Raw genomic sequence first — 24,834 nt, 5'->3', positions numbered from 1 at the left:
TCTGAAAATCGTCAGGAAAACGATTGTACGTATCTCAATTTTGACACGAAGCGGGCTCATCTCCGCGACTATATCCATAGCGGGCAAGGCGTTCAGGCGATGAAAACACCGGTCTTCTACGATCCGTCGGGCAAGCGCAACAAGGCGACCCTGATCGGCGTTATCGCGCTGGCCGCCGCCGCCACCCTGCTGTTTCTGGGGCTGATCCTGTCGATCCTGTTCGTGCCGGTGCCGCGCGATCTCGACCTGCATATGGACTATGCCCGACCGGCGCGCTGGGCCTTTCGCACGCACGATGCGCGCCATCCGCACCACCTGCGCCTCGCGCCCCGTCACGCTGGCGCGCCGCAAAAGATCGTGGCCTTCTACGTGCCGTGGGACGACGGCAGCCGCGCCGCCTTTGAGGCTCACGCCAGCGAGATGGATGTGGTCATCGGCGCCTTCGCCAGTGTCGGCGGCCCGCAGCACGCCTATGTCTATCAACCCGATCTCCGCTTCCAGAAGGCCCGTGCGGCGGCGAAGAAGCCCCCGGCCCTGCTGACCATGGTTCAGAACACCTGGCGCGAAGGCTTCGAGCGCGAGAATACCCGTCGGCTGCTGACCGATGCCGCGGCGCGGACGCGGTTGCTGACGCAGGTCGAGGACACGCTGAAGCGCGAGAAGTCGGCAGGGGTCGTCTTCGATTTGGAGAATCTGGAGCCCGCTGCGCTCAAACCCTATCTGGCGTTCCTGAAAGAGGCCCGTACGCGATTGGGGGCCGAAGGCTATCTTGTCACCGCCACTGCGCCGGTCGACGATCCGGCGTGGAACCTGACGACCTTCGCCCATGCGGCGGACAAGCTGTTCCTAATGGTCTACGATCAGCACTCCATGGTCGATACCGCCGGGCCGATCGCGGCGCAGGACTGGTTCGAGGCCCGTCTGAGCGCCGCCATGAAGGCTGTGCCCGCCGACAAGGCCATCGTTTGCATTGGCAACTACGCTTACGACTGGTCGAAGGCCGGGACGACCGTGCTGACCGTCGGCGACGCGTGGCTGATCGCCCACGATTCCGACGCTGCGGTGACCTATGACCGCGACACGGGCAATAGCGGCTTTGCCTATCAGGAGAACGGGGTCAACCACGACATCTGGATGCTCGATGCCGTCAGCGCGTGGAATCAGCTGCTGACCGTGCACGACACCGATGCCTATGGCGTGGCCCTGTGGCGGCTCGGCTCGGAAGACCCCGGCGTGTGGCAGGACTTCGCCCGCTTTCAGGGGCAGGGCACGCCTGATCTCGCCACGCTGAAACCCGCCGGCAATGTCGATGTCGAAGGCGCGGGCGAAGTGCTGCGCATCGCCGCCACCCCGACCTTGGGCCGCCGCCGCGTCGTCTTCGACGCCCAGCGGGTGGCGCAGGACCAGACCTATGACAGCCTGCCGACGCCCTATGTGGTGCGGCGCACCGGCTTCCGGCCGGGCTGGATCGCCCTGACCTTCGACGACGGTCCCGACCCGAAATGGACGCCCAAGGTGCTGAAAATCCTCAAGGCCGAGCAGGTGCCCGCCACCTTCTTCGTCGTCGGCGAAAAGGCGCTGGGCCATCCCTTCCTGCTCAAATCCATGCTGGCGCAGGGGCATGAGCTGGGCAACCACACCTATACCCACCCCAATATGGCGACCATCCCGGCAGAGTGGGCCAGGGTCGAACTGAACTCGACCCAGCGCGTGGTCGAAGCCTATACGGGCCGTTCGCTGCGCTGGGTGCGCGCCCCCTATTTCGGCGACGCCGAGCCGACGACCGAGAACGAACTGGGCCCGGCGCTTCTGGCGCAGCGCATGGGCTATACCAGCGTCGGCCTGCACGTCGATTCCGAGGACTGGCAACGACCGGGGACGCAGGCCATCATCGACAATGTGCTCAAAGGCGTGGCCGCCGGGGCCGAAAGCGCGGCGTCCGACGCCTGCCGCGCCGATGCCAATAACTGCCGTTCGGGTCAGGTCGTGCTGCTGCACGATTCCGGCGGCGACCGCCAGCAGACCATCGACGCCCTGCCCCGCCTCATCCGCGCCCTGAAGGCGCAGGGCTATCAGTTCACCACGGTCAGCGGCCTGACCGGCCTGCCGACGGCGCGGGCCATGCCCGCCCTGTCGGGCAGCGACCTCGCCGCCGTGCGCTTCGATATCGGCCTGTTCATGCTGCTGGCCTGGGGCACGGTGGCCCTGCAAGGGCTGTTCGTCGCCGCCATCGTGCTGGGGGTGACGCGGGCGATTGCCCTCAGCGTCATGGCCATCTGGGCCGACTACAGCGGCCATATGGACCCGCCCACGGAAACGCCGGAAGGCGGGATCGCCGCCTTTGTCCGCTCACGCCGGGTCAGCGTCATCATCCCGGCCTATAACGAGGCCCGCGTCATCGAAGCCTCGGTGCGCCGCGTCCTGACCAGCACCGGTGTCGAGCTGGAGGTCGTGGTGGTCGATGACGGCTCCAAAGACGAGACGAGCACCATCGTCGCTCGCGCCTTCGCCGGCGACCCGCGCGTCACCCTGATCACGCAGGCCAATGCGGGGAAGGCCACGGCGGTCAATACCGGCATCGCAAGGGCACAGGGCGAAATCATCATCGCGCTGGACGCCGATACGCAGTTCGAGCCGGAAACCATTGCCCGGCTGGTGCGCTGGTTCGTCCGTCCGGAAATCGGGGCGGTGGCCGGCAATGCCAAGGTCGGCAACCGCTTCAACTTCGTCACCCGCTGGCAGGGTGTGGAATATGTCACGGCGCAGAATCTGGAGCGTTCGGCTCTGGCCGTTTTCGGGGCGATGATGGTGGTGCCCGGCGCGGTCGGGGCGTGGCGGCGCACGGCGCTGGAGGCCGTCGGCGGTTATCCGCACGACACGCTGGCCGAAGATCAGGACCTGACCATCGCCATTCAGCGCCAGGGCTGGGCCGTGGCCTACGATCAGGACGCCGTGGCGTGGACCGAAGCGCCGGAAAGCTTCGCGGCCCTGATCAAGCAGCGCTACCGCTGGGCCTTCGGGACGCTGCAATGCCTGTGGAAGCACCGGCGCATCCTGCGCGAAGGCCAGCCGAAGGGGCTGGCGCGCATCGGCCTGCCGCAGGCCTGGGTGTTTCAGATCGGCTTTTCGGTCATTTCGCCGCTGATCGATCTGGCGCTGATGGTCAATATCGTGGCGACGGCGTGGACGATCAGCCAGCACGGGCTGGCCCAGACCGACGGCACGCTGGGGCGTATGCTGATCTACTGGGCGGTCTTCATCGTCATCGACGCCCTGTGCGGCGGCATCGCCTATCTGCTGGAGCCGCGCGAAACGCGCTATCCCGTCTTCTGGCTGCTGTCGCAGCGCTTCGTCTACCGCCAGATCATGTACTATGTGGTGCTCAAGGCGCTGGCCTCGGCCGGGCGCGGGCTGGCCGTCGGTTGGGGCAAGCTGGAGCGCAGCGGGCGGGTGACCGCCGCATCCGCTAAACCGCTTTGAGCCGGGGCGCCTGCCCGGCGCAGGGCGTGACGGCGGGCAGGTCGCGCCTAGATTCTTTAGGTATGGGCAAACCGTGGCCGCGCCGGTCCATCAGGTCCATCAGGGCGTGGGCAGCCGCGTAGAGCGCCTCGCCCGGCTCGGCCCCCATAATGAAGCGCGCCTGAGCGGTGAAGCGTCCGGCCTCGCCTGTTTGGGCCGCCGTCAGGAGACTGAGCAGCATCTCTTCGTCGCGGGTCAGGGTAATCAGGCCCGGACGGCCGATCTCCAGACGCCGCCGCCCGCGCGACAGAGCGAGCAGCCAACCGTGAAAGGCGCGCAGGCCTTCCGACGGCTCCGGCCCGAAGGCGTGGACGAACTCCCGCTGCAACATGCGGCAGTGCGGGGAACAGGCGACCGAGGTGCGCAGCGCCCAGGTCAGGAAATGCTCGGCATAACGCAGACTGCGCAGGTCGCGGCCCTGAGGCGATACGGGCGATATGTGAGGAGGAGTCGGGGTCTGACGCATGAGAAAAGGCAACCTCCGGGGCAGAAATTATTTGCGAATAATTCTCATTAGCATTATTGAGACCTATTCGCAAATGGAAATCGTTCTATTGAACGTGAAGGCGGCGCACCCATGAATCCCCGACTGGAAGACCTGCTGTCCGAACCGATCGTGCAGTTGCTGATGAACAGTGACGGCGTCTCGCCCGATGCGGTGCGCGGGCTTATGCGGCGGGTGGCGGCGCAGCGATCAGTCGCGCCAGACAGGCACGCAGCTCATCGGGCTTAAAGGGTTTGGACATATAGTCGTCCATGCCCGCCGCCAGACAGGCCTCGCGGTCGCCGCTGAGGGCATGGGCCGTCAGCGCCACGATGGGCACCGGCGTCTTCCCGCTTTCGGCTTCGATATGACGGATGCGGCGGGTCGCTTCGTATCCATCCATTTCCGGCATTTGCAGATCCATCAGGATCAGACCGTATTGCCCGGTCCCATAGGATTCGACCGCCTCGCGACCGTTTCCGGCCTGATCGTGTTCGTAGCCCATCTGTTCGAGAAACAGCCCGGCCACCAGCGCATTGGCGGGATTGTCCTCCACCAGCAGAATTCGTACCGCCGCCCCCTCATGCGGTAGGTGGGGGGCGTAGGCAGGGTCTGCGGCCGGGTGTGGTTTGGCCATAAGGATGACTTCGAAGCGGGTGTTATTATGGCTCCAAAGTGATCACGCCGGACATAAGTTTTCCATTAGGATCGGCTCAGCCATATTTCGCCTTCCACGCGATATAGGCCTTCAGGGCGCTCTGCGGACCCGAACTGAACCAGGCATAACCGCGGCGGCGCTCCGGCTCCACGTCGTCGATCGTGTCGTGCAGCGTCTTGGTGCGGTTGCCGAAAATGGGTTTCAACGTCTTCAGATCGTAATAGCGCGACCAGATGGGACCGGCGCCCGGCTTGTCGACCAGACGGCGGTCCAGACGATCGGGCGTGTGCTCGAACGCCTTACCGTCGATCCTGGTCTTTTCCAGCGTTTCGATCCCAGCGACGATGGCCGCCTTCATCTCCGCCGAAGGGGTCGGCTGCTTCATCAGATAGACCAGCAAAGAGCCGCTTTCGGCGGAACTCAGTGACGGCATCTCGTAGTTGCGCGCCGAGGCGGGCATCAGGGTCAGGGCGTCGTATTGCTGGGCCCACATGGTGCGCTTGCCGTCGACGATCACCTGCGCCTTGAGGAAGACAGCCAGTGCCCGTTGTTCCGCCGCCAGCAGACGCTGGCGCAGATCGGCGGGCAGGAAGCCGAACCCCGCTTCGCCGCGCCCGGCGTCGCCCATCAGGCGGGCCACCGAGATCATGGCGTTGTCGTTGAGCGTCATGCCGTCGTGATAGCCGCCCATCAGCGGCCAGACCTGCGGCCAGCCGCCGGTGGGGAACTGCGCATTAAGCAGGTAATTCAACCCTTTGATCGAGCCGTCGCGGTAACGGACATCCTCGGTGGCGGTATAGGCCAGGGCCAGAAAGCGCGTTTCGGTGATGGTCGCGTCGTTGTCGATCGTGCCGACATAGCTCCAGTTGGGGATGGTCGGCGCGTCGAAATCGCCCGCCGGCTTGGTTTGCAGGGTGTTGCCGGCGACGAAGTGCTGCCCGCGCACGCGGGGCTCGGTATCGTGCGGCTGATTCTTGCCCCAGCCGCCGGCGGGGGTCTGGAAGCTGACGATATTGTCGGCGACCTTGCGCCCTTCGGCGGACGCGTACCATTCCGTCGGCTGGGTAAGCGGCATGGTCTTTTCCCCATTGCCGGTCTTAGGGTCGGCGGGAATGACCGACAGGCCCTTGCGCTCGGCCAGAAGAGCGGCCTGATCGGCGGCCAGTTGCGTTTCCGACCGCCTGAGGTAATCGAGCCAGGCCGCCTGCTCGCCCGCCGGGGCCAGCGCCTTGATGCGTTCCGGCGTCAGCGGCGGGAACGGCGTGTTGACGCCGATCTGGGCGGCCTGCGCCGCGACGGGTGTGATAAACGGCAGAACGGCAAGGCTTGAGAGCAAGGCGCGGCGGTGCATGGCATTTCCCCGAAGTTTGTGTGTTATCGATTTATGATACCGGTGTCAGAACGCATGGCAAGCCGGAATCCGTCGCGCGCCTCAACTTTGATTTTACTCAGACAAATGAGCCGCTATAGTCTTGCCAACAAACAAAGGGAGCAGACGGATGAACGGCTGGACGCGACGTGGCGTAACGGTGGCAGGCATGGCGATGGCGGCAACGCGCGCCGGAGCCCTGTCAAGGGCGGATCTGGCCGCCTCCCCCTTCCCCCTATCGCAGGTGCGGCTGAAGCCGTCGATCTTCCTGACTTCGATCGAGGCCAATCAGCGCTATCTCCTGTCGTTGTCCGCTGATCGCCTGCTGCACAATTTCCGCGCCGGAGCCGGTGTGGAGCCAAAGGGCGAGGTCTATGGCGGCTGGGAGGCGCGCGGCATAGCAGGCCACAGCCTCGGTCACTATCTGTCCGGCGTATCGTTGATGTATGCTCAGACGGGGAAGCCCGAATTTCGCGAGCGCGCCGCCTATGTGCTGTCCGAACTCAAGGCGGTGCAGGCGAAGACCGGCGACGGCTATGCCGGGGGCACGACGGTCCGCCGTAATGGCCGGGAGGTCGACGGCAAGGTCGTCTATGAGGAGTTGCGCAAGGGCGATATCCGTACCTCCGGCTTCGATCTCAATGGCGGCTGGGTGCCGCTCTATACCTATCACAAGGTCTTCGCCGGGGCGCTGGACGCCCATCACTATGCGGGACTGAAAGACGGGCTGACGGTCGCCGGGGGCCTGGGCGACTATCTGGGGACGATCCTCGAAGGCCTTACGGATACTCAGGTGCAGGAGATTCTGCGCGCCGAACACGGGGGCCTGACCGAATCCTATGCCGAGCTTTACGCCCGCACGAAAAACCCGCGCTGGCTGGGTCTGGCGCAGCGCCTGCGCCATCGCGCCATTGTCGATCCGCTGGCCGCCGGCCGCGACGAACTGGCCGGCAAGCACGCCAATACCCAGATCCCCAAGATCGTCGGCTCGGCCCGCCTGTACGAACTGGCCGGGGACCCGACGGATGCACAAACCGCGCGGTTCTTCTGGCAGACGGTGACGCGCGATCATTCCTACGTCATCGGCGGCAATTCCGACCACGAACATTTCGGTATGCCGCGGCAACTTTCCACCCGCCTCGATCAGCAGACCTGTGAAGCCTGCAACAGCTACAATATGTTGCGCCTGACGCGCCATCTCTATGGCTGGAGCGGGGATGCGGCCCTGTTCGATTTCTACGAGCGGGCGCACCTCAACCACATTATGAGCCAGCAGGACCCGGAAACGGGCATGTTCACCTATTTCACCGGTCTGGCCTCGGGGCTGGGCCGGGTGCATTCCGACCCGACCAATGATTTCTGGTGCTGCGTCGGTTCGGGTATGGAAAGCCATTCCAAGCACGGCGAAAGCGTCTACTGGAAGCGCGGCGACGCCGTGGCGGTCAATCTCTATTACGCCTCGACGCTCGATGCGCCGGAAGCCAAGCTCGATATGGAAACCGCCTTCCCGCTGTCGGATCAGGTGGTCATCACCGTCCGGAAAGCCCCGAAATCCCTGGCCCTGCGCGTGCCCGGCTGGTGCGCCGCGCCGGTGCTGAAGCGCAACGGTCAGACAGTGGGCACTCGCGATGGTAGCTATCTGATACTGACGGGCCTCAAGGCCGGGGACCGCCTCGAACTGACCCTCCCCATGCCGGTGCGCGTCGAGGCCATGCCGGACGACGCCAAGCTGATCGCCTTCCTCAGCGGACCGCTGGTGCTGGCCGGCGATCTCGGCCCGTCGGACAAGGCCTGGGAAGGCGTCGATCCGGCGCTGGTATCGGACAGGGCCGCGCCTGAGCTGGTGGCCGCGGGCGGCCTGCACCAGTATCGGCTGGGCGATCAGGGGCGGCCGGGCGATCTCAGCCTCAAACCCTTCTTTCTCCAGCATCGCAACCGCACCGCCGTCTATTTCCGCCGTTTCGGCACGGCGGAGTGGACGGCCGAAGAACCCGTCTGGCGTCAGGCGGCGAAGGACCGCGCCGACATGGCCGCGCGCACGGTGGACCTGATCCGTCTGGGCGAGCAGCAGCCGGAAACCGACCACGCCTTTGCCGGCACGCCCAACACGGCGACCATCACCCATATCGCCGAGCGCGGGCGCCTGATCCAGAAGGGCTATATCGCGTTCGACCTCAAGACCATCGAAGGGCCGCTGGTGCTGCAAGTGGCCTATGCCGGGCGCGATCGTAAAAAATCGTTCCGCCTGCTGGTGGATGGGCAGTTGCTGGCGACCGAAACCCTGTCGGGCGAGCCGACGGTGGCGCGCAATATCGTCGCCTATCCGCTGCCGGAAGCCCTGACCAGGGGCAAGGCGAAGGTTCGCGTGCGCCTTGAGGCCGACCGCGATCAGTGGGCCAATGTCTACGAGGCGCGGATTTTGAAAAGAGCCCCCGCGCAGACCACCTGAGACACGCGTGCAAAAGAGACGGTTGACTCCGATTTACAAATGTAGAATATAAAATCTACAAACGTAAATTGGAGGAAATTATGCGCCTTTTGTCACTGTGTCTTGTCTCGGCATCCCTGCTCGCACCCGGCATGGCTCTGGCCGCACCGTTCACGCCCCTGACCATCTTTCAGCACGCCGCCATGCCGGTGCAGGTGCTGATCCTTGGCCTGCTGGCGGCCACGGCTGCGGCTATCGCGGTCTGTATTCGCAAACTGCTGCAGGGACCGCGTCTGGCCGGCAGTTCGGCCTTTCTCAAGGGGTTGAGACTAGGCGGGCCGCTGGCCGGACTCGTCGGGGCGGCTTTTGGAACACTGAACATGACCATCGGGCTGGCCAATGTGAAGACCGTGCCGCCCGTAGCGGTGCTGGCGCCCGGCTGGGCCGAGATCGCCTCGTTGATCCTGCTGGGCCTAATCACCGGCTCGGTCGCGGTCATCGCCCACTGGGCGGTCGAAGCACGGATCGACCGCGCGGTGCTGGGGGAATAGGGCGTGAGCCTGCCCCCCATTACCGATGCGGAATCGGCAGTTCTGGACGCTCTGTGGCGGCTGGGGCCCCTGCCCCCGGCGCGCCTGATCGCCGAGGTCAAGACGGGCCGGGATTGGGGCGATGCGACCATCAAGACTCTGATCGCGCGCTTGATACACAAACAGGCCCTGCGCTCGCAACGCGAAGACGGCACCCTGCGCTACCATCCGCTGATCACCCGCGACGCCTATGTGGCGCACGAGATCGACAACCTGATCAATCGCACCTTCGCCAGTGACCGTAAGGCCTTCCGCCGCTTCATCGATGAGACCTTCTGAACCGTCAGTTTCTGCGTAACGCTCCCCGTTCCACGGACCTGACCAAACTGCGCCCTATCCCATTTTGGCGCCGCCGGACCTTTGTGTCCGGCGTCCTTGTTACAGGGTCACAACAACTTCGAAGGTACCGGGCGTTTGCGGCAAGGGCAGCACATCGCCCGTTATCGGCTGACCGTCCAGCATCAGACCCGGCTGGTCGCCCCGGCGATAGGTGACGTGGTACGTCGAACCGCGGAACAACCGCGTTGCCTTAGTTTCCGACCAGTACGCCGGCAGGCAGGGCCGCACGCTCAGACCCTCGCGCGTGCCTTTCAGGCCGAACAGGCCCTCGACCAGACTGCGGTAGACCCAGGCCACGGTGCCGGTATTGAACAGTTGCGAAGACCGGCCCGCCGTGCGTGGATTGGCGTGGAAGTCGCCGCGGTAATAGTTAGGGATGAAGACCGGAAACTGCCCGCGCTGACCGTAATCGGCAACGTCGGTTCCGGCGATCATTTTACGCATCAGTTCAAAGGCTTTTTCGCCCTTCCTCACCTGCGTCAGACTATAGATATAAAAGGCCGCCGCATGGTTGTAGACCGACCCGTTTTCGGCCACGCCGGGCGATTTCTGCGTCAGGCGGCCGACGTCTTCGCGCATCTTCGTATAGGGCGGACCGAGCATTTCGACGCCGTAGGGCGTCTCAAGTTCCGTCGCGACGGCTGAGACCATGCGTTCGCCCTGCGCTTCGGAAGCCGCCCCCGACAGGAGGGCGAAGCTTTGCGGATTGAGGTAGATCCGCCCTTCCGCATCGCTCTTGATGCCAAACTTCACGTCATCGTCGGTGATCCCGCGCCCGAACCAGTCGCCGTCCCACAGATGGGTGTTCATCGCCGCGTTCATGGCCTCGGCCTCTGTCAGCCACGGCGCCGCCTGCCCCGACAACCGCGCCCACAACCGCAGAGCATAGGCCACGGCGAGCGTCAGCCAGCCCGACACACCCTTGCCCTTCCACCCGACCATGTTCATCGGGTCGTTCCAGTCGCCCTGATCGATGAAACTCAACAGGCGATGATCGCGGGTCTTGAGCAGCCAGTGTAGCGCCGCCTCCAGCCGCGCCCGCACGGACTGTCCCGCCACGTCGGCATCGAGCACGGCGTAGTCGTCGGTCTCATCGAGATAGGCTTCCAGCAGCATGAACAGCCAGACGCAATGGTCGGTGTGCGGCACCTGATTGATGTAGCTGAACTGCGCGCCGTCGTAGAGCTTGATGCCGTCGGGCATGGAGCCGTCCGGGTTCTGTTTCGACAGGGCATAGAGCAGCGACGCCTTCGCACTGTCGGGCCGCACAAAGACCATACCCAGTGCGTCCTGCAGGTAGTTGCGCGTCTGCGGATCGGTGGTCAGGCGGTTGGTGTCGCCGTGATAATAGACCTGCCGCGCCAGCCAGCGGTTCATGAAGGCGTCGAAATGCGCATCCGGGGTCTCGATGGAGAGCACGCCGCGCCCCTGTTCGACATAGGCGCGGGCTTCGGCGCAGGTGCGGTCGAACGCTTCAGCCCCCAGATAGGCGCTTTTCAGGCGTGCGACCTCGGCCTCATCGAAGGCCGGGCCGAAGACGAAGTGCCAGGCTTGCGTCTCGCCGGCCTCGAAGGCCTGATCGAATTGCAGGATAGCCGCCGGGGTTTCGTACGCCGCCTCGCCACCTTTGAGGCCGTCGCGCAGCATGTCCGGATCGGTCAGCCCGCCCTCGCCCTCGAAGTCCTCGCGCCGCGTCTCGAAAGCGTCCGCGATGCGGTCGCACGTGAGGAAGGTCTTGTCTTTAAGGTGCTGATTTTTGAAATAATCTTCGACCTTCTGATAGGCGGTGACCGAACTGGCGACCACGGCGTTCAGATCGGCAGCGAAGCGCGCGCCCTGGTTCATCCAGCTCATATAGCCGACCGGGAAATAGGGCACGATGCGCAGGACGCGCGGCGTGTCGAGACGGTTACGGATTTCCAGACGCCATAACTCCACCGGCTCATCGACCGGAAGAACAAGGCTCCAGTTTATATCGAGGCCGTCTTGCTGCACGGACCACTCCAGCCGCTCCGGATGCTGGGTAAAGCCGAAGGCTTGCGGCGCACGACGCACGGGCTCATGGGGGACGGAGAAATGCCGTCCGCTGCGCAGGTCGCGCACATAGACGAAACGCCCCGGATGGTGCGCGTAATGCGCTGTTTCCGGCAGCATGAAGGTCTTGCCCTCGACGACCGGGGCGTGGCTGTAGCGGGCCGGTTCCGGCTGCATGTGCTGGGCGGTGACGAAGCCGCGGCAGGTCGCGTGCAGCATCATCTTGCGGTTCCACAAAAATCCCGAAGCGCGCGGCATGGCCGTGGCGGAGGTCAGGGTACAGGAATCGGAGGTGAGTGTGATCAGGCTCATACCGCTTCAAACCACGACAACGTTGTCTGGTCAATCGATCAGACGGTTAAACCGGCAGGGCAATGGCGTTTTTGACCTCTTCCAGCACCGCATAGGTGCGGGTTTCGCGCACACCGGGCAAACTGACCAGCGCATCGCCCAGAAACTGCCGGTAGGCCGCCATGTCCCTGACCCGCGCCTTGATCAGATAGTCGAAGCCGCCAGCGACCATGTGGCACTCGAGGATTTCCGGTTGACGCGTCACGGCGTGGCGAAAGGCGTCGAAGACGTCCTCGGTCGTGCGGTCGAGCAGCACCTCGACAAAGATCAGCAGCGCCCGATCGAGCTTGACCGGATCGAGAATGGCCATGGTCCCCAGAATATAGCCGTTGGCCTTGAGGCGCTTGACGCGCTCGAAGCAGGCGGCAGGCGAGACGTGGACGGCTTCGGCCAGCGCCTGATTGGTCATGCGTCCGTCCGCCTGAAGCAGGCGGAGAATCTTGCGATCTATCTCATCGAGCATGGCAGCGTGTCTCACAGAATTTTCTTATAAAAAATGCATAAATCAATAAATATCCTTCGGTCAATAACGCCAAAATCCCAAGCACATTTTCAAAAAACGGCGCATACTCAAAAAAGTTTCATATATGACCATTCCGGAGCCTCCATGACCCTTGCCGACGCCCGCGCCCGCATGACCGCCCTGCATCGCGCCCCGGAGGCCGAGGTTCTGGCCGCCCTGCTCCCCGACGCCACGCTCGACGCCGCGACGCGTCAGCGCGTCATGGCGCAGGCCCGGTTGATTCTTCAAGATTTGAAAGCGGCGCAATCGACCGGCTGGGTCAACCGCTTCCTGCAGGAATACCGCCTCAATACGGCCGAGGGCGTGGCGCTTCTGTCGCTGGCCGAAGCGTACCTGCGCGTACCTGATCCTGAGACCGCCAACCTGTTGATCCGTGACAAGATTTCGGATGCCGACTGGCTGTCGCACAAGTCGAAGTCCGGGTCGAAACTGGTCAATACGGCGACCTTCGGCCTGATCCTCACCCGGGCCCTGGTCGAAGACCCGGAACAGGCCGGGACGCTGAAAAAGCTCGTCACCCGCATGGGTGAACCGGTCATCCGTCAGGGTGTCGCCGTCGCCATGAAGATGATGGGCGAGGTCTTCGTCATGGGCCGCACTATCGACGAAGCGCTGGACGTCGCCGCCAAGCCGGAAAACAAGGGCTTTACCGCCTCGTTCGACATGTTGGGCGAGTCCGCCCGCACCTTCGCCGACGCCGAGAAGTACTTCTCATCATACGAAAAAGCGCTGGATACGGTGGGCCGCTCCCCCAAAGGCGCAGGCCATTCGATCTCGATCAAGCTGTCGGCCCTGCATCCGCGCCATGAGGTCGCCAATCAGGACGCTTGCGTTCCGCAACTGATCGAAATGATCCGTCATCTGGCGGACAAGGCGGCGGCGCACGGCATGGACCTGACCATCGACGCCGAAGAGACCGAGCGCCTGCTGATCTCGCTCGACATCATCGAAGGCGTGCTGCGCGATCCGGCCCTGTCGGGCTGGGATGGCCTCGGCATGGCGGCGCAGGCTTACGGCAAACGCGCGCGTCCGCTGATCGGCTGGGCGCAGGCCATCGGCAAGGAAACCGGCCATCGCCTCAAGGTGCGTCTGGTGAAGGGCGCCTACTGGGATTCGGAAATCAAGCGCGCGCAGGTCGAGGGCTTAAGCGACTATCCGCTGTTCACGCGCAAACCCGCCACCGACGTCTCCTATCTGGCCTGCGCCAAGGACATGCTCAACGCCTCGCACATCTGGCCGGCCTTTGCGGGCCACAACGCTCTGACGGTCGCCACGATCATGGATTGGGCGGGTGAGCGGCGCGACTTCGAGTTCCAGCGCCTGCACGGCATGGGCGAAGGCCTGCATGAACGACTGGTCCGCGACCTTGGCTACAACTGCCGCACCTATGCGCCCGTCGGCGGGCATAAAGAACTGCTGGCCTATCTGGTGCGCCGCCTGCTGGAAAACGGCGCCAACTCGTCCTTCGTGCATCAACTGGCCGACCCAACCGTCAATGAGGAAACGCTTTTGTCCGATCCCGCCGCCCACATCGCCGCCGTCAAAGGCCGCCCGCACCCGGCCATCCCCCTGCCCGCCGCTCTCTTCCCCGGCCGCAGAAATTCGCAGGGTCTGGACCTGAACGATCAGGCGACGCTCGATGCGACCCTGAGCGCCGTCGCCGCCATGGGTGCGAAATCCCACGCCGCCACGGCGCTGGTGTCGGGTCAGACCGTAACGGGCACGGCCAGACCGGTCCTGCGCCCCGCCGACCCGTCGCAACAGATCGGCACGGTGGTCGAAGCCTCCGCTGCCGACGTGACGCGCGCGCTGGTCGCCGCCGCCGCTGCCGCCGAAGGCTGGGCCGCCACGCCGGTCGAAGAGCGCGCCGCCTGCCTTGATCGCCTCGCCGACCTGATGGAAGCCAACCGGGTTGAACTGATGGGGCTGTGCGTCCACGAAGCCGGCAAGACGCTGGGCGACGCCGTGGCCGAGATCCGCGAAGCCGTCGATTTCTGCCGTTATTACGCTGTCAATGCCCGAGAACAGTTCCGCCCGGTGACGCTGCCGGGGCCGACGGGCGAACTGAACGAACTGCGACTGACGGGCCGGGGCACATTCGCTTGCATTTCGCCATGGAATTTCCCGCTGGCCATTTTCATTGGGCAAGTGACCGCGGCTCTGGTCGCCGGAAACCCTGTCGCCGCCAAGCCTGCGCCGCAAACGCCGCTGATCGCTTTCCGCGCCGTGCAACTGGCGCACGAGGCCGGAATCCCGACCGATGTGCTGCATTTCCTGCCCGGCGGACCCGAAGTCGGCGCGGCCCTGACCGCCTCGGCCTTGGTGCACGGCGTGGCCTTTACCGGTTCGACCGGCACGGCGCGCGCCATCGCCCGCAGCCTGCTCAGCGATGACCATCGACCGCTCGTACCGCTGATCGCGGAAACCGGCGGGCTCAACGCCATGATCGTCGATTCCACCGCCCTGCCGGAACAGGTGGTGAGCGATGTCGTCACCTCGGCCTTCCGCTCGGCGGGTCAGCGCTGCTCGGCGCTGCGCCTGCTGATCGTGCAGGAGGACGTGGCCGACACCATCATCCATATGCTGAAAGGCGCAATGGACGCGCTGGTTCTGGGCGACCCGGCGGATAACCGCACCGATGTCGGTCCGGTCATCGACGCCGTCGCCCGCGACAAATTACTTGCGTATCGCCAGTCAATGCAGGCGCAATGGATTCATACACTTGATCTGCCGCAGACCGGCCTCTTCGTGCCGCCGACCCTGATCCGACTCCATGCCATCGAAGACCTGGCTCAGGAATGGTTCGGCCCGATCCTGCACGTGGTGACGTGGAAGGCCGGCGAACTGGACAGCGTCGTCGCCCGCGTCAATGCGCGCGGCTACGGCCTGACCATGGGGCTGCATTCGCGCGTCGCCGAAACCGCCGAACGGGTCAAGTCTCTGGCCAGAGTCGGTAACCTCTATGTCAATCGCTCGATGATCGGCGCCGTGGTCGGCTCGCAGCCCTTCGGCGGCGAAGGCCTGTCGGGCACCGGCCCCAAGGCGGGCGGTCCGCACTATCTGTTGCGTTTCGCAAGCGAGCGCACCGTCTCGGTCGATACCACCTCGGCCGGCGGCAATGCCAGCCTGTTGTCGCTGGCCGAAACCGACATCTGACGCATCTTCTATCGGAAGCTGAAATGCCCGTTCCGCCCTCGCGGAGCGGGCGTTTCCATATGGTTGCAAAATATACGTTTCGAAACAAACGAGACAACATTAAAACAGAATTTCACAAACCTCATTTCAATAACACTATGATTTAAATTTCCTCGCAACAAACTATATCATAAATACAATACAAATAATGACATTTATATTTTCGTCATGAAGTTTAGTTGACGTTGAAAGGGCTATATTTTCATTTGATACGGTCCGCCCCTCCCCTTGTTCGGCGGTTTCCTCAGGAGCGTATCAATGAAAACAAATATACCCGGAAAATACAGACTCAACACCGCCCTCAGTTCAGCCGCGCTTATGGTCGCCGCCCTGGGCAGCCTCCCGGCCGCCGCCCAGACAACGACCAGCGATCCCACTCCGGCCAAGGCCGAGGAGGCCCCGACGGAGACAATCCAGGAAGTCGTCGTCACCGGCTCGCGCCTGCGCCGCAGCGAATTCACCGCCACCTCGCCCATTCAGGTCATAACGACCGAAAAGGCCGAACTGGAAGGTCAGGTCGACACCACGCGCATCCTGCAAAGCTCGACCATCGCCGCCAGCGCTTCACAGATCGACAACGGCTATACCGGCTATAACGTCACCGGCGGTCCGGGCGTCAATACGCTGTCGCTGCGCGGTCTGGGCGCCAACCGCACCCTGATCCTGATCAACGGTCACCGCGTCGGGCCCGCGGGTTCGCGCGGTCAGGTCGGACCGGTCGATCTCAACACCATCCCCAATTCGATCGTCGACCGCTACGAGATCCTGAAAGACGGTGCCTCGGCCATCTATGGTTCCGACGCCATCGCCGGCGTGGTCAATGTCATCACCAAGAAGACGTCGAGCGGCGGCAGCTTCAAGGCCTTCGCGGCCCTGCCGGAACAGGGCGGCGGCGAGTCCTACAGCACCAGCCTGAGCCAGTCGATCAATGCCGGCAATTTCCACGGTATCTTCAATCTCGACTATTACAAGCAGGAGGCCCTGCGCTACAGCGACCGCGACTTTCTGAGTTGCCCGGAACAGCGCATCTTCTACACGGACGGCACGCGCGCCGACGTGATCGACCCGGCCACCGGCAGCTACAAATGCTACGGCCTGACCGCCGGTGTCCTCTATAACGGCAACTACTATGTCTATGACGCCACGCAGTCCAATGGTCTGAAGCGCGTCATCTATACGGGCAGCACGCCCGAAGAGTCGCGCAACTCGCGCGCCACCGCGCCCTATATGGACAGCCGCTGGGCCAGCAAGACGGCCATTTCGCCGGTCACGCGCCGCTCGGTCAACTTCACCGGCGACTATAGGTTCGATAACGGCACCGAAGTCTATGGCGACTTCATGTACAACCGCCGCGTCTCGCGTCAGGAAAACTGGCGTCAGCTCTTCCCGACCGTCAGCGCCTCCAACCCCTATAATGTGCTGAAGACATCGGCCTATTCGATAATCATGATCCCGACCAATGCGGATCAGGACACGCGCTATACCCGCGCCCTGATCGGCGTACGCGGCGACCTGCCCGAGCTGGGCTTCCTCAAGGGCTGGACCTACGACGTGGCGGCGCAGGTGTCGAACAACAATTCGACCTATGGCGGCGACTTCGTCTACAATGATCGCGTCAACGCCACGGTCGGCGCGACCCTGTGCAACACGGCCCTGCTGATCACCGCAACGGCCTGCCCCACGGGCGGCGTCAACTACTTCCGTCAGTCGACCGTCGAAACGGGTCAGTTCACCGCCGAGGAATCCGCCTTCCTGTTCGGCTACGAAGAAGGCCACACCACCTACCGTCAGTCCTATGTCGAAGCCAGCGCCTCGGGCGACCTGTTCGACCTGCCGGCGGGCACCGTGGCGGCCAGCGTCGGCGTGATGCTGCGCAAGGAATATATCAACGACCAGCCGGGCCCGAACGCCTCGATTTCCAACTATTGGGGCTCGACGGTTGCAGGCCAGACGACGGGCCGCGACTCGATCAACGAGGTTTACGCCGAATTCGGCGTGCCGGTCGTCAAGGACCTGCCGTTCGCCAAACGCGTCGATATCGCCCTGTCCACGCGCTACAGCGACTACGAGTCCTATGGGTCGAACACGACCTACAAGGGCAGCCTGAACTGGACCGTGACCGACAGCGTGCGTCTGCGCGGTTCGCAGGGCACGTCGTTCCGCGCCCCGTCGCTTTATGAGCAGTATCTGGGCAATCAGGTCGGTTATTCGGCGCAGTCGGCCGTCGATCCCTGCGTCAACTACGGCACCAGCAACACCATCTCCGAAACCGTGAAAACCAACTGCGCGGCTTTGGGGCTGTCCTCGACCTATGCCGGTCTGGGCTCATCCGCGACCGTCTATACCGGCGGCGGGCGCGCGGCCGGGCTTCAGCCCGAAACCTCGGACAACCGCACGGTGGGTCTGGTCCTGACGCCGTCCTTCACCCATCTGAACCTGGCGATCGACTTCTTCGAGACCCAGATCAACAACCAGATCACCACCTACGGGGCGTATAACATCGTTTACGAGTGTCTGAACTCGGCCAACATGTCCTCGCCCTTCTGCAGCCTGTTCACGCGCGACACGACGTCGGGGTCGAGCACCTTCGGCAGCGTGCGGACGATCCAGAACTCGTATGTCAACGTCGCTGAGCAGTTCATGCGCGGCTTCGATCTGACGGTCGGGTATAACCGCACCTTCCCGTTCGGCAAGCTGTCGGTCTCCAGTCAGCACTCCTTCGTGCGCAAATGGACCTATCAGCTCAAGAACGCGACGACGCCGACCAATTATCTCGGCTATGTCGGCTATCCGGAATATGTCGGCAACCTGACGGCTGTGCTCCAGCGCGGCAGCTACAGCTTCACCTATAGCGGCACCTTTGTGGGGGAAACGTCCGATTTCGATTACTACAAGAAGAACTGCTACACCGGCACCCTGCTCGGCGTGGCGAACCAGAACTACTGCTACGACATGAATACCGAGTTCTACGCCAACCATACTCTTTCGGTGCGCAAGGCCTTCGAGGGCTGGACGCTCACCGCCTCGGTGCGCAACCTGCTGAACGAGGACCCGCCGGCCATCTCCAACTACGGTGCGGCGCGCTTCGGCAACGCCGCTCTGACCAGCCAGTACGACCTTCTGGGCCGTACCTTCACCCTCCAGGTGGAGCGCAAATGGTAAGCACGGATGCCGCCGGATAAACTCCGGCGGCATTTTTTCACCTTTATGCGAGCCGCTGTTTCTGCACATTGTCCGCTTACGGCAGAAGGCGCAGCCTCAGGGCATAAGATGAGGTTTGCCCCGAAGGTCCGTCATGATCATCGATCTCAAGGTTCTGGAACACGCGCTCGACCGCCTGCTGTACGTCTACGCCACCGACGATGAGGCCGAAAGCGCCGTCGTCCGCTCGCTGGCCATACTGATCAGCGACCCGCTGCCCGACCTGACGGGTGAAGACATCACGCGCATCCACGCCTTCATCTATCATACCCTTCAGGGCTTTTACGCGCCGACCATCGACTATCCCGCCATCCGGCGTGAGTTCGTCACTGCGGTTCTCGCGGCGCGCAAGGGTAATTCGGTGTTGAGACGAATGATTGCTTAACGTTGCAGAGACAAAATCTATACGTACCTGAAATCAAACTATACGCCGCCTCTACGCGGCACATCCTATGACGGCGACCGGTTCAACCTGAGAGCACCGGCCCATGTCCGTTCCTGAAACCGCCGAACCCGTCTGTTTTTCCCTGACCATCGATGACGACCTCTGTCCCGGCGCGGAAGCCATCCTGCGCAGCGAACAGGCGTCGATCGGCGCGCGCGAAGACCTGCCGCGCGACCAGAAACGCCGTTTGTGGGTGATGACCCGGACGGCCGCCTGCGCGGTCTTGATCCATGCCCTGATCCTTGGCCTGCCGGCTGCCGAAATCGGCGCCTTCCGGCACATCCTGCCGCCCCATCTCGCCTAGAGTTTTCCCATGCCCCACACAGATTTTTCCGGCGTCTGGGTGCCCATGCCCACGCCCTTTTTTCACGGAGCCATCGACCATGCCGCTGCGTCGGACCACGCTCAGCACCTGCTTGACTCAGGCGTGCACGGACTCGTCGTCGCAGGAACCACAGGCGAAGGTTATGCCCTCAGAGCCGACGAGCGACGGAGGCTCCTTGACTCCGTTCTGGCCGTCTCAGCGCGACGCCGCCCGGATGTCCGTACCCCTGTGCTCGTGGGTCTGGAAGGGCCCGCGACGGCGCAGGTCGCCGATGCCGCCAGAAGCCTGAACGACATGCCCATAGCCGGGTTTCTCGTCAGCGCGCCGTCCTATGTCCGCCCTACCACCGAAGGACTCTACAGGCACTTCATGAGTGTCGCCGAAGCTACTGATAAGCCGATTGTTTTGTATAATGTGCCCGCGCGCACCGGTACATCCATGCGGCTGCCTTGCGTGGCGCGATTGCACGCTCAAGGGCGCTTCCCGGCGATCAAGGCCTGTGGTCAGACGATCGAGTCCCTGCAAGGCCTGATCGATATCGACGGCCTGCAGGTGCTGAGCGGCGATGATGACGGCTTCTTTCTCACCGTCCAGATGGGTGGCGCGGGCGGCATCATGGCCTCGGCTAACATCCTCACCGAACGCTTCGTCGAGATCTATGCCCTGATGAAGGCCAATCGCATCGAGGACGCCTGGGCGCTGTTCGAAAGCCTGCGCCCGCTGATCCGGCTGTTGTTCAGCGAGCCCAACCCGACGCCGGTCAAGGCGGCCCTGTCCATGCGGGGGCAGATGGCGGAGGACCTGCGCCTGCCGTTGCTGCCCATGCGCCGCGAAGGCCGGGCCGCACTTAAACAGGCATTGTTCCAACTGGGGGCTTTGTCCGGCGACAGCATACCACCCTATTGCCATAGACCGTGGCATCGGGCGAAGGCGTCCTAGCCCCATAACCCATGCCGCTTGGCGAACACCTCGAACAGCGGCATGTAGGGATGATCCCTGCCGTTTTCGCGCAGGCCATGCCCGCCCGTTTCGAAAATATGCAGCTCGGTCGGCGTCTTCTGCGCACGTAAGGCCTGATAAAGGATCAGGCTGTTTTCCGCCGGCACCACCTTGTCGTCACCCGCATGGGCCAGGAAGGTCGGCGGCATGTCGGCAGGCAGGTTAAACTCCAGCGACACCTTCCGCTTCTGCTCGTCGGTGCCGCCGTTGGGGAACATGTTCTTGACCGAGCCGCCGTGAGCGTGCGGAGCCATCATGGTCATCACCGGATAGAACATGCCGGTGACCAGCGGCTTGGTCGGCTGTTTGTCGACCTCGTCGATCGGCGCATAGGTGTCGCGCGCGAAGCTTTCCGACAACCAACCGGCCAGATGCCCGCCCGCCGAGAAGCCGATGACGCCGATACGGTTCGGATCGATGCCGAACTCCTTGGCGCGATGGCGGATCAGGCGAATGGCGCGCTGGGCGTCCTGCAGCGGGGCTTCCGGACCTGAACCCCAGCCATCGGCCGGCAGACGATAGGTCATGACGAAGACCGTCGTGCCGCGATCGGCAAAATCCTTGTCCGTGCCGCCGCCGGCGCGGCTCACCGCCACGCGGGCATAGCCGCCGCCGGGAATCATCAGAAGGGCCGCGCCGTTGGGATTGGCCGGGCGGCGCACCATCAGGATCGGATCGGTGACGTGGGTGGCCGCCGTGTCGTTGGGGTTGCCGTCCTTCGGATTGCGCAGAATCCACTCTTCCTTGACCGTCACGCCCTTGGCGCCCGGCATCTTGCCCTTGGGCCAGATGGGGAAGCTTTCCAGCGGCGGCAGAAGCGCCACCTTCAGGCCTTCGGCGGCGAGCGGTGCGCCGGAATCCTGCGCAAAGGCCGCGACCGGCACCAAGGCCGAAGCCGTGGCGGCGGTGAGAAGCTGACGGCGATCCATGAAGGCGGGCATTGCGGCGACTCCCTGCTCGATATTGATTGTTTGTGCTTAGTTTAGGGCTTATACACGGTTTGACAAGCCTGTAACGCCCGACGAAGGTATGGCCCGTCCCCAGCCATAAAAGAAGTGAGGAAACCATGCGCAGACGCCTGTTCGTCACCACCCTGCTCGGCTTGAGCGCCGCTGTCGCAGGTCTCGGCTGGAACGCCGCCATGGCCGGGGTGCGGCTGCCGAACATCCTCTCCGATCACATGGTGCTTCAGGCCGGTCAGCCGGTCGCCATATGGGGCCACGCCGACGCCGGTGAAAAGGTCACGGTAAAGATCGCGGGCCAGACGCAGCGCGCCACCGCCGGGGCCGACGGGCGTTGGAAGGTCACGCTGAAGCCCCTGAAACGCTCAGCCGCGCCGATGCAGATGACTGTGGCGGGCAAGGACAAGACCCTCACCGTTTCCGACATTCTGATCGGTGAGGTGTGGCTGGCTTCGGGTCAGTCGAACATGGAAAAGCCTTTCCGCAATCAGCCGGGTCAGAAGGACGTTTTCGGCGCGGAAGAGCAACTGGCCGCCGCCGACACGCCGCAAATCCGCCTGTTCAAGATCAAAAAAGCCCGCTCGAACACCCCCGCCGCCGATGTCGAAGGCCAGTGGATCGTCACCACGCCGCAAAGCCTTGAGACGTCGCGCTTTTCCGCCGCGGCCTATGTGTTCGGCAAGCGCCTGCACACGACGCTGAACACGCCGGTCGGGCTGATCGACTCGACCTGGGGCGGGACGCGCATCGAGCCGTGGACCGCGCCGGAAGGCATGGCCGCCGTGCCGTCGCTGAAACGCTATGCGGGGGTCAAACCGGGTGAAAAGGTCGACGGCTCCGACGTATCGGGCATCTATAACGCCATGATCCTGCCCATCGTGCCCTACGGCCTGAAAGGCGTCATCTGGTATCAGGGCGAGTCCAACCTGATTTCCGGCGGCGAGTTTCCGGGCGCCGCCGACGACTATGCGGACAAGATGGAGGCGCTGATCGGCGGCTGGCGCGGCGTCTTCGGGCAGGACCTTGCCTTTTACTACGCGCAACTCGCCCCGCACCTCTACCACGTGGTGCGCCCGCACCAGGTCGTCTCGCCCGAAGGCCTGCCGCTGATCTGGGAGGCCCAGACCGAGGCCCTGCGCATCAGGAATACCGGCATGATCGTCACCACCGATCTGGTCGATGACCTGACCGACATCCACCCGCGCGACAAGGTCACCGTGGGTCAGCGTCTGGCTAATCTCGCCCTGTCGAAGACCTACGGTCAGAGCGATTTGGTATTGAATGGCCCGAAATTCCGCGCCCTGAGCGTCGAAAACGGCCAGGCGATTGTGAGCTTCGGCGATACGGGCAGCGGGCTTGTGGCCAAAGACGCCAAGCCTCTGACCTGGTTCCAGATTGCCGGCGCGGACGGTGTGTGGAGGCCCGCCACGGCGACCATCGCCGGCCATACGGTCATCGTCTCAAGCCCGGTCGTGCCGCAACCGGTCGCCGTGCGCTTTGCCTGGGACGAAGCAGCCCGCCCCAACCTGATGAACGCCGAAGGCCTGCCCGCCCTGCCCTTCCGGACCAAATAACACGCCGCCGAAAGGTGTTGGGCGCGCGATGACAAGGTCATACGAAGATATGCCCGGAAGCGACCAGCCCGGAACTATAAGCGGTCCTGATGGACAAAACCGGAGTGTCTGTGAGGCGCGATTATTCAGTCAGCGGATAAAAGTCTGTCTCTGTCACCCGAAGCCGCCCCCGGCCTCGCCCCCTTGGTCAGGGTTGGCGAACCTTTGTTAAATGGTTTTGCATTGCACGGGGAAAAGCCGAAGGTGTGGCTTATGGACCGGGCGCGCGGGGCAATAAACACCAAGATGGATGCGTCGTTTAGTCATAAATTGTTTAATAATTAAATTAAATATAGAATTGAAATAAATGACATAAAATCACCAATGGTCAATATATAAACTAAATGCAAAAGCATTATCTAATTTCTTCCACCCGGATTTCTCCAAGTAGGCTTCTTACCCGCAACTTTATGCTGCTCCAATTGCCCACTATCTCTCAATTTGTAAAAAACCTGCTTCATTGAATTTTCCGACTTAATGCCAGTTATTTCACGAGCTATAGAATTTGTAATTTCAGATTCGGTTAACAGGTATTCCATGACCATTTGTTCTGGAGATGCCAGGCTTTCATGCCTTAAAGTAACCTTAACAGTTGCATCCAGTTCTTCAATAATCGGTTCTTTCAAACGCAATTTACCCATTGCCTCGAAAGCAGTGTTAACACCTTCTCCCACATCTTTGTTCGGCGGATTTTTAAATTTATTAACAAGTCTTACAATTTTAGGATTTCGAGCAAACTGCGTTTTTGTAATATTTTGTATAGTCACATGACCAGGCAAACGACCCGGACTTTCAATTTCGACTCTATTGTCAAATATCTTCACCTGAACATCTGCTGCAACATTGTAATCCCTGTGCAGCACAGCATTTGTCAGTATTTCATGCAGAGCTTCCTCCGGATAACTTATGCTCTCCATCCCGGAAGGTCCGATTTTCTGTATCCCCTCAATAATTTCCTTAACGTTGTCTATAGCGTCATAAATTAGAGAATAAATGGGCCCCTCAATAGTGACAGGATCAAATGCAAGAAAATCCCTTCCTGCCTCAGATTTAGTCTGGTACCTTAAGATTTTTATGGCCGACCGCTTTGGCAATATTGCTTGAGGATTGTCTGAATATAACAATACTCCTGCTACTGATGGTCTGTTATTTATTAAAACGCGCTGCTTCTTAAGCCATTCCTCAGGCTCGGCTGTAGGAAGAGCGTTTATAAGAAATTCTATAATAGTATTTGAATTTGTAATTTCCGATATCTCTACACCATTCAGAAGCTCATCCTCAAAAGTTTTTACACCTTTATCATAACGCAATCTTTCTAGAGATTGATCCCCTTTTACAGGTAAGCTCTGAGCGCTTCGGCGTACATAAACTGTTCCATCAGATGCTGAAATTATATCTTGCGATTTATAAATAGTTAAATGCAAAACAAAACCAGAGGCACCGTCATGCGCAAGAAACTCCGCCGAATACCCGTTCTTAAGTGGCGCTACACCTTCAATAACTTGAAATATATCATTTGCTTGCTCTTGATCCGCAAAACCAGACCAAATGCGCTCCTTACCATTAACGCCCTCTACTTCCTCAATGCAAATATACACCTCTCCACCACTCGTGTTAGCAAAAGCGGAAACTGCTTTTGTCAATTTGGCAGGGGAAATATCCGCACTTTTCAAATCAACAAAGTGAGTTTCTTCAATTTCAAGCAAACTTACGTACTGCTCAGTAGACAGGGTTTTTGTAACTACATCAGCCATCAATTCTGCGCCTGTTAAGTTATAAACGATCTTTTTCGTCGATGA

The 24,834-nt window shown here is 62.1% G+C and carries 17 protein-coding genes; 10 read left to right on the top strand and 7 right to left on the bottom strand.

The features are described from left to right. Nucleotides 1–99: 99 nt before the first annotated feature. A complete protein-coding gene (locus LH365_RS17250; RefSeq protein WP_226745796.1) occupies nt 100–3,480 on the top strand; it encodes a glycosyltransferase in 3,381 nt (1,126 codons plus the stop codon). Here LH365_RS17250 and LH365_RS17245 read toward each other — a convergent pair. From LH365_RS17245 to pelA, 3 genes are all read right to left on the bottom strand, one after another. Beyond that, on the bottom strand, nt 3,467–3,985 hold the full coding sequence (locus tag LH365_RS17245; protein WP_226745795.1) for a hypothetical protein: 519 nt from the start codon (nt 3,983–3,985) through the stop codon (nt 3,467–3,469). The genes LH365_RS17250 and LH365_RS17245 overlap by 14 nt on opposite strands. Before the next feature lie 202 nt (nt 3,986–4,187). Then, on the bottom strand, nt 4,188–4,640 hold the full coding sequence (locus LH365_RS17240; RefSeq protein WP_226745794.1) for a response regulator: 453 nt from the start codon (nt 4,638–4,640) through the stop codon (nt 4,188–4,190). A 76-nt stretch (nt 4,641–4,716) separates the two neighbouring features. Continuing rightward, nucleotides 4,717–6,012: a pectate lyase gene (gene pelA / locus LH365_RS17235; RefSeq protein WP_226745793.1), complete on the bottom strand. Its 1,296-nt coding sequence runs from the start codon at nt 6,010–6,012 to the stop codon at nt 4,717–4,719. Between the two features lie 148 nt (nt 6,013–6,160). Here pelA and LH365_RS17230 point away from each other — a divergent pair, with 148 nt between their 5' ends. The 3 genes from LH365_RS17230 (at nt 6,161) to LH365_RS17220 (ending at nt 9,327) form a co-directional block, all read left to right on the top strand. Further along, nucleotides 6,161–8,479: a glycoside hydrolase family 127 protein gene (locus tag LH365_RS17230; protein WP_226745792.1), complete on the top strand. Its 2,319-nt coding sequence runs from the start codon at nt 6,161–6,163 to the stop codon at nt 8,477–8,479. Nucleotides 8,480–8,559: 80 nt separating this feature from the next. After that, the gene (locus LH365_RS17225) at nt 8,560–9,009 is read left to right on the top strand and encodes a hypothetical protein (protein WP_226745791.1); all 450 of its coding nucleotides are present in this window, start codon (nt 8,560–8,562) and stop codon (nt 9,007–9,009) included. A 3-nt stretch (nt 9,010–9,012) separates the two neighbouring features. Next, nucleotides 9,013–9,327: a BlaI/MecI/CopY family transcriptional regulator gene (locus LH365_RS17220; protein WP_226745790.1), complete on the top strand. Its 315-nt coding sequence runs from the start codon at nt 9,013–9,015 to the stop codon at nt 9,325–9,327. 99 nt (nt 9,328–9,426) lie between these two features. Here the strand turns inward: LH365_RS17220 and LH365_RS17215 are convergent, their stop codons facing one another. Together LH365_RS17215 and LH365_RS17210 are read right to left on the bottom strand one after the other, a co-directional pair. Next, the gene (locus LH365_RS17215) at nt 9,427–11,733 is read right to left on the bottom strand and encodes a GH36-type glycosyl hydrolase domain-containing protein (RefSeq protein WP_226745789.1); all 2,307 of its coding nucleotides are present in this window, start codon (nt 11,731–11,733) and stop codon (nt 9,427–9,429) included. A 46-nt stretch (nt 11,734–11,779) separates the two neighbouring features. Then, nucleotides 11,780–12,235: an Lrp/AsnC ligand binding domain-containing protein gene (locus LH365_RS17210; RefSeq protein ID WP_226746305.1), complete on the bottom strand. Its 456-nt coding sequence runs from the start codon at nt 12,233–12,235 to the stop codon at nt 11,780–11,782. Between the two features lie 144 nt (nt 12,236–12,379). On the opposite strand from LH365_RS17210, the gene putA reads away from it, so the two are divergent. The 5 genes from putA (at nt 12,380) to dapA (ending at nt 20,400) form a co-directional block, all read left to right on the top strand. Continuing rightward, nucleotides 12,380–15,451 (top strand): bifunctional proline dehydrogenase/L-glutamate gamma-semialdehyde dehydrogenase PutA, encoded by a 3,072-nt coding sequence (gene putA / locus LH365_RS17205; RefSeq protein WP_226745788.1) that lies wholly within the window; start codon nt 12,380–12,382, stop codon nt 15,449–15,451. A 297-nt stretch (nt 15,452–15,748) separates the two neighbouring features. Next, the gene (locus LH365_RS17200; RefSeq protein ID WP_226745787.1) at nt 15,749–18,652 is read left to right on the top strand and encodes a TonB-dependent siderophore receptor; all 2,904 of its coding nucleotides are present in this window, start codon (nt 15,749–15,751) and stop codon (nt 18,650–18,652) included. Nucleotides 18,653–18,785: 133 nt separating this feature from the next. After that, nucleotides 18,786–19,076, top strand: coding sequence for a hypothetical protein (locus tag LH365_RS17195; RefSeq protein ID WP_226745786.1), 291 nt, complete (start codon nt 18,786–18,788; stop codon nt 19,074–19,076). A 103-nt stretch (nt 19,077–19,179) separates the two neighbouring features. Next, on the top strand, nt 19,180–19,440 hold the full coding sequence (locus LH365_RS17190; RefSeq protein ID WP_226745785.1) for a hypothetical protein: 261 nt from the start codon (nt 19,180–19,182) through the stop codon (nt 19,438–19,440). Between the two features lie 9 nt (nt 19,441–19,449). Further along, nucleotides 19,450–20,400: a 4-hydroxy-tetrahydrodipicolinate synthase gene (gene dapA, locus LH365_RS17185; RefSeq protein ID WP_226745784.1), complete on the top strand. Its 951-nt coding sequence runs from the start codon at nt 19,450–19,452 to the stop codon at nt 20,398–20,400. On the opposite strand, the gene LH365_RS17180 is transcribed toward dapA, so the two are convergent. Further along, nucleotides 20,397–21,401, bottom strand: coding sequence for an alpha/beta hydrolase (locus tag LH365_RS17180; protein ID WP_226745783.1), 1,005 nt, complete (start codon nt 21,399–21,401; stop codon nt 20,397–20,399). The genes dapA and LH365_RS17180 overlap by 4 nt on opposite strands. Nucleotides 21,402–21,526: 125 nt before the next feature. Here LH365_RS17180 and LH365_RS17175 point away from each other — a divergent pair, with 125 nt between their 5' ends. After that, nucleotides 21,527–22,996 carry a sialate O-acetylesterase gene (locus tag LH365_RS17175; RefSeq protein WP_226745782.1) on the top strand — a complete coding sequence of 490 codons (1,470 nt, stop codon included), beginning with the start codon at nt 21,527–21,529 and terminating at the stop codon, nt 22,994–22,996. 398 nt (nt 22,997–23,394) lie between these two features. Here the strand turns inward: LH365_RS17175 and LH365_RS17170 are convergent, their stop codons facing one another. After that, nucleotides 23,395–24,789, bottom strand: a complete 1,395-nt coding sequence (locus LH365_RS17170; protein ID WP_226745781.1) for an ATP-binding protein — start codon at nt 24,787–24,789, stop codon at nt 23,395–23,397. Nucleotides 24,790–24,834: the final 45 nt, after the last annotated feature.

Source organism: Asticcacaulis sp. AND118 (genome assembly GCF_020535245.1).
Lineage (GTDB): Bacteria > Pseudomonadota > Alphaproteobacteria > Caulobacterales > Caulobacteraceae > Asticcacaulis.
Note: the sequence above shows the minus strand (reverse complement) of the source record. Positions and strands in the feature narration are given on the sequence as shown.

What these genes read in the sequence shown, in the direction of transcription:
- LH365_RS17250 (WP_226745796.1), top strand. Translation starts at nt 100, where the DNA reads ATGAAAACACCGGTCTTCTACGATCCGTCGGGCAAGCGCAACAAGGCG.
- LH365_RS17245 (WP_226745795.1), bottom strand. Translation starts at nt 3,985, where the DNA reads ATGCGTCAGACCCCGACTCCTCCTCACATATCGCCCGTATCGCCTCAG.
- LH365_RS17240 (WP_226745794.1), bottom strand. Translation starts at nt 4,640, where the DNA reads ATGGCCAAACCACACCCGGCCGCAGACCCTGCCTACGCCCCCCACCTA.
- pelA (WP_226745793.1), bottom strand. Translation starts at nt 6,012, where the DNA reads ATGCACCGCCGCGCCTTGCTCTCAAGCCTTGCCGTTCTGCCGTTTATC.
- LH365_RS17230 (WP_226745792.1), top strand. Translation starts at nt 6,161, where the DNA reads ATGAACGGCTGGACGCGACGTGGCGTAACGGTGGCAGGCATGGCGATG.
- LH365_RS17225 (WP_226745791.1), top strand. Translation starts at nt 8,560, where the DNA reads ATGCGCCTTTTGTCACTGTGTCTTGTCTCGGCATCCCTGCTCGCACCC.
- LH365_RS17215 (WP_226745789.1), bottom strand. Translation starts at nt 11,733, where the DNA reads ATGAGCCTGATCACACTCACCTCCGATTCCTGTACCCTGACCTCCGCC.
- LH365_RS17210 (WP_226746305.1), bottom strand. Translation starts at nt 12,235, where the DNA reads ATGCTCGATGAGATAGATCGCAAGATTCTCCGCCTGCTTCAGGCGGAC.
- putA (WP_226745788.1), top strand. Translation starts at nt 12,380, where the DNA reads ATGACCCTTGCCGACGCCCGCGCCCGCATGACCGCCCTGCATCGCGCC.
- LH365_RS17200 (WP_226745787.1), top strand. Translation starts at nt 15,749, where the DNA reads ATGAAAACAAATATACCCGGAAAATACAGACTCAACACCGCCCTCAGT.
- LH365_RS17195 (WP_226745786.1), top strand. Translation starts at nt 18,786, where the DNA reads ATGATCATCGATCTCAAGGTTCTGGAACACGCGCTCGACCGCCTGCTG.
- LH365_RS17190 (WP_226745785.1), top strand. Translation starts at nt 19,180, where the DNA reads ATGTCCGTTCCTGAAACCGCCGAACCCGTCTGTTTTTCCCTGACCATC.
- dapA (WP_226745784.1), top strand. Translation starts at nt 19,450, where the DNA reads ATGCCCCACACAGATTTTTCCGGCGTCTGGGTGCCCATGCCCACGCCC.
- LH365_RS17180 (WP_226745783.1), bottom strand. Translation starts at nt 21,401, where the DNA reads ATGCCCGCCTTCATGGATCGCCGTCAGCTTCTCACCGCCGCCACGGCT.
- LH365_RS17175 (WP_226745782.1), top strand. Translation starts at nt 21,527, where the DNA reads ATGCGCAGACGCCTGTTCGTCACCACCCTGCTCGGCTTGAGCGCCGCT.
- LH365_RS17170 (WP_226745781.1), bottom strand. Translation starts at nt 24,789, where the DNA reads ATGGCTGATGTAGTTACAAAAACCCTGTCTACTGAGCAGTACGTAAGT.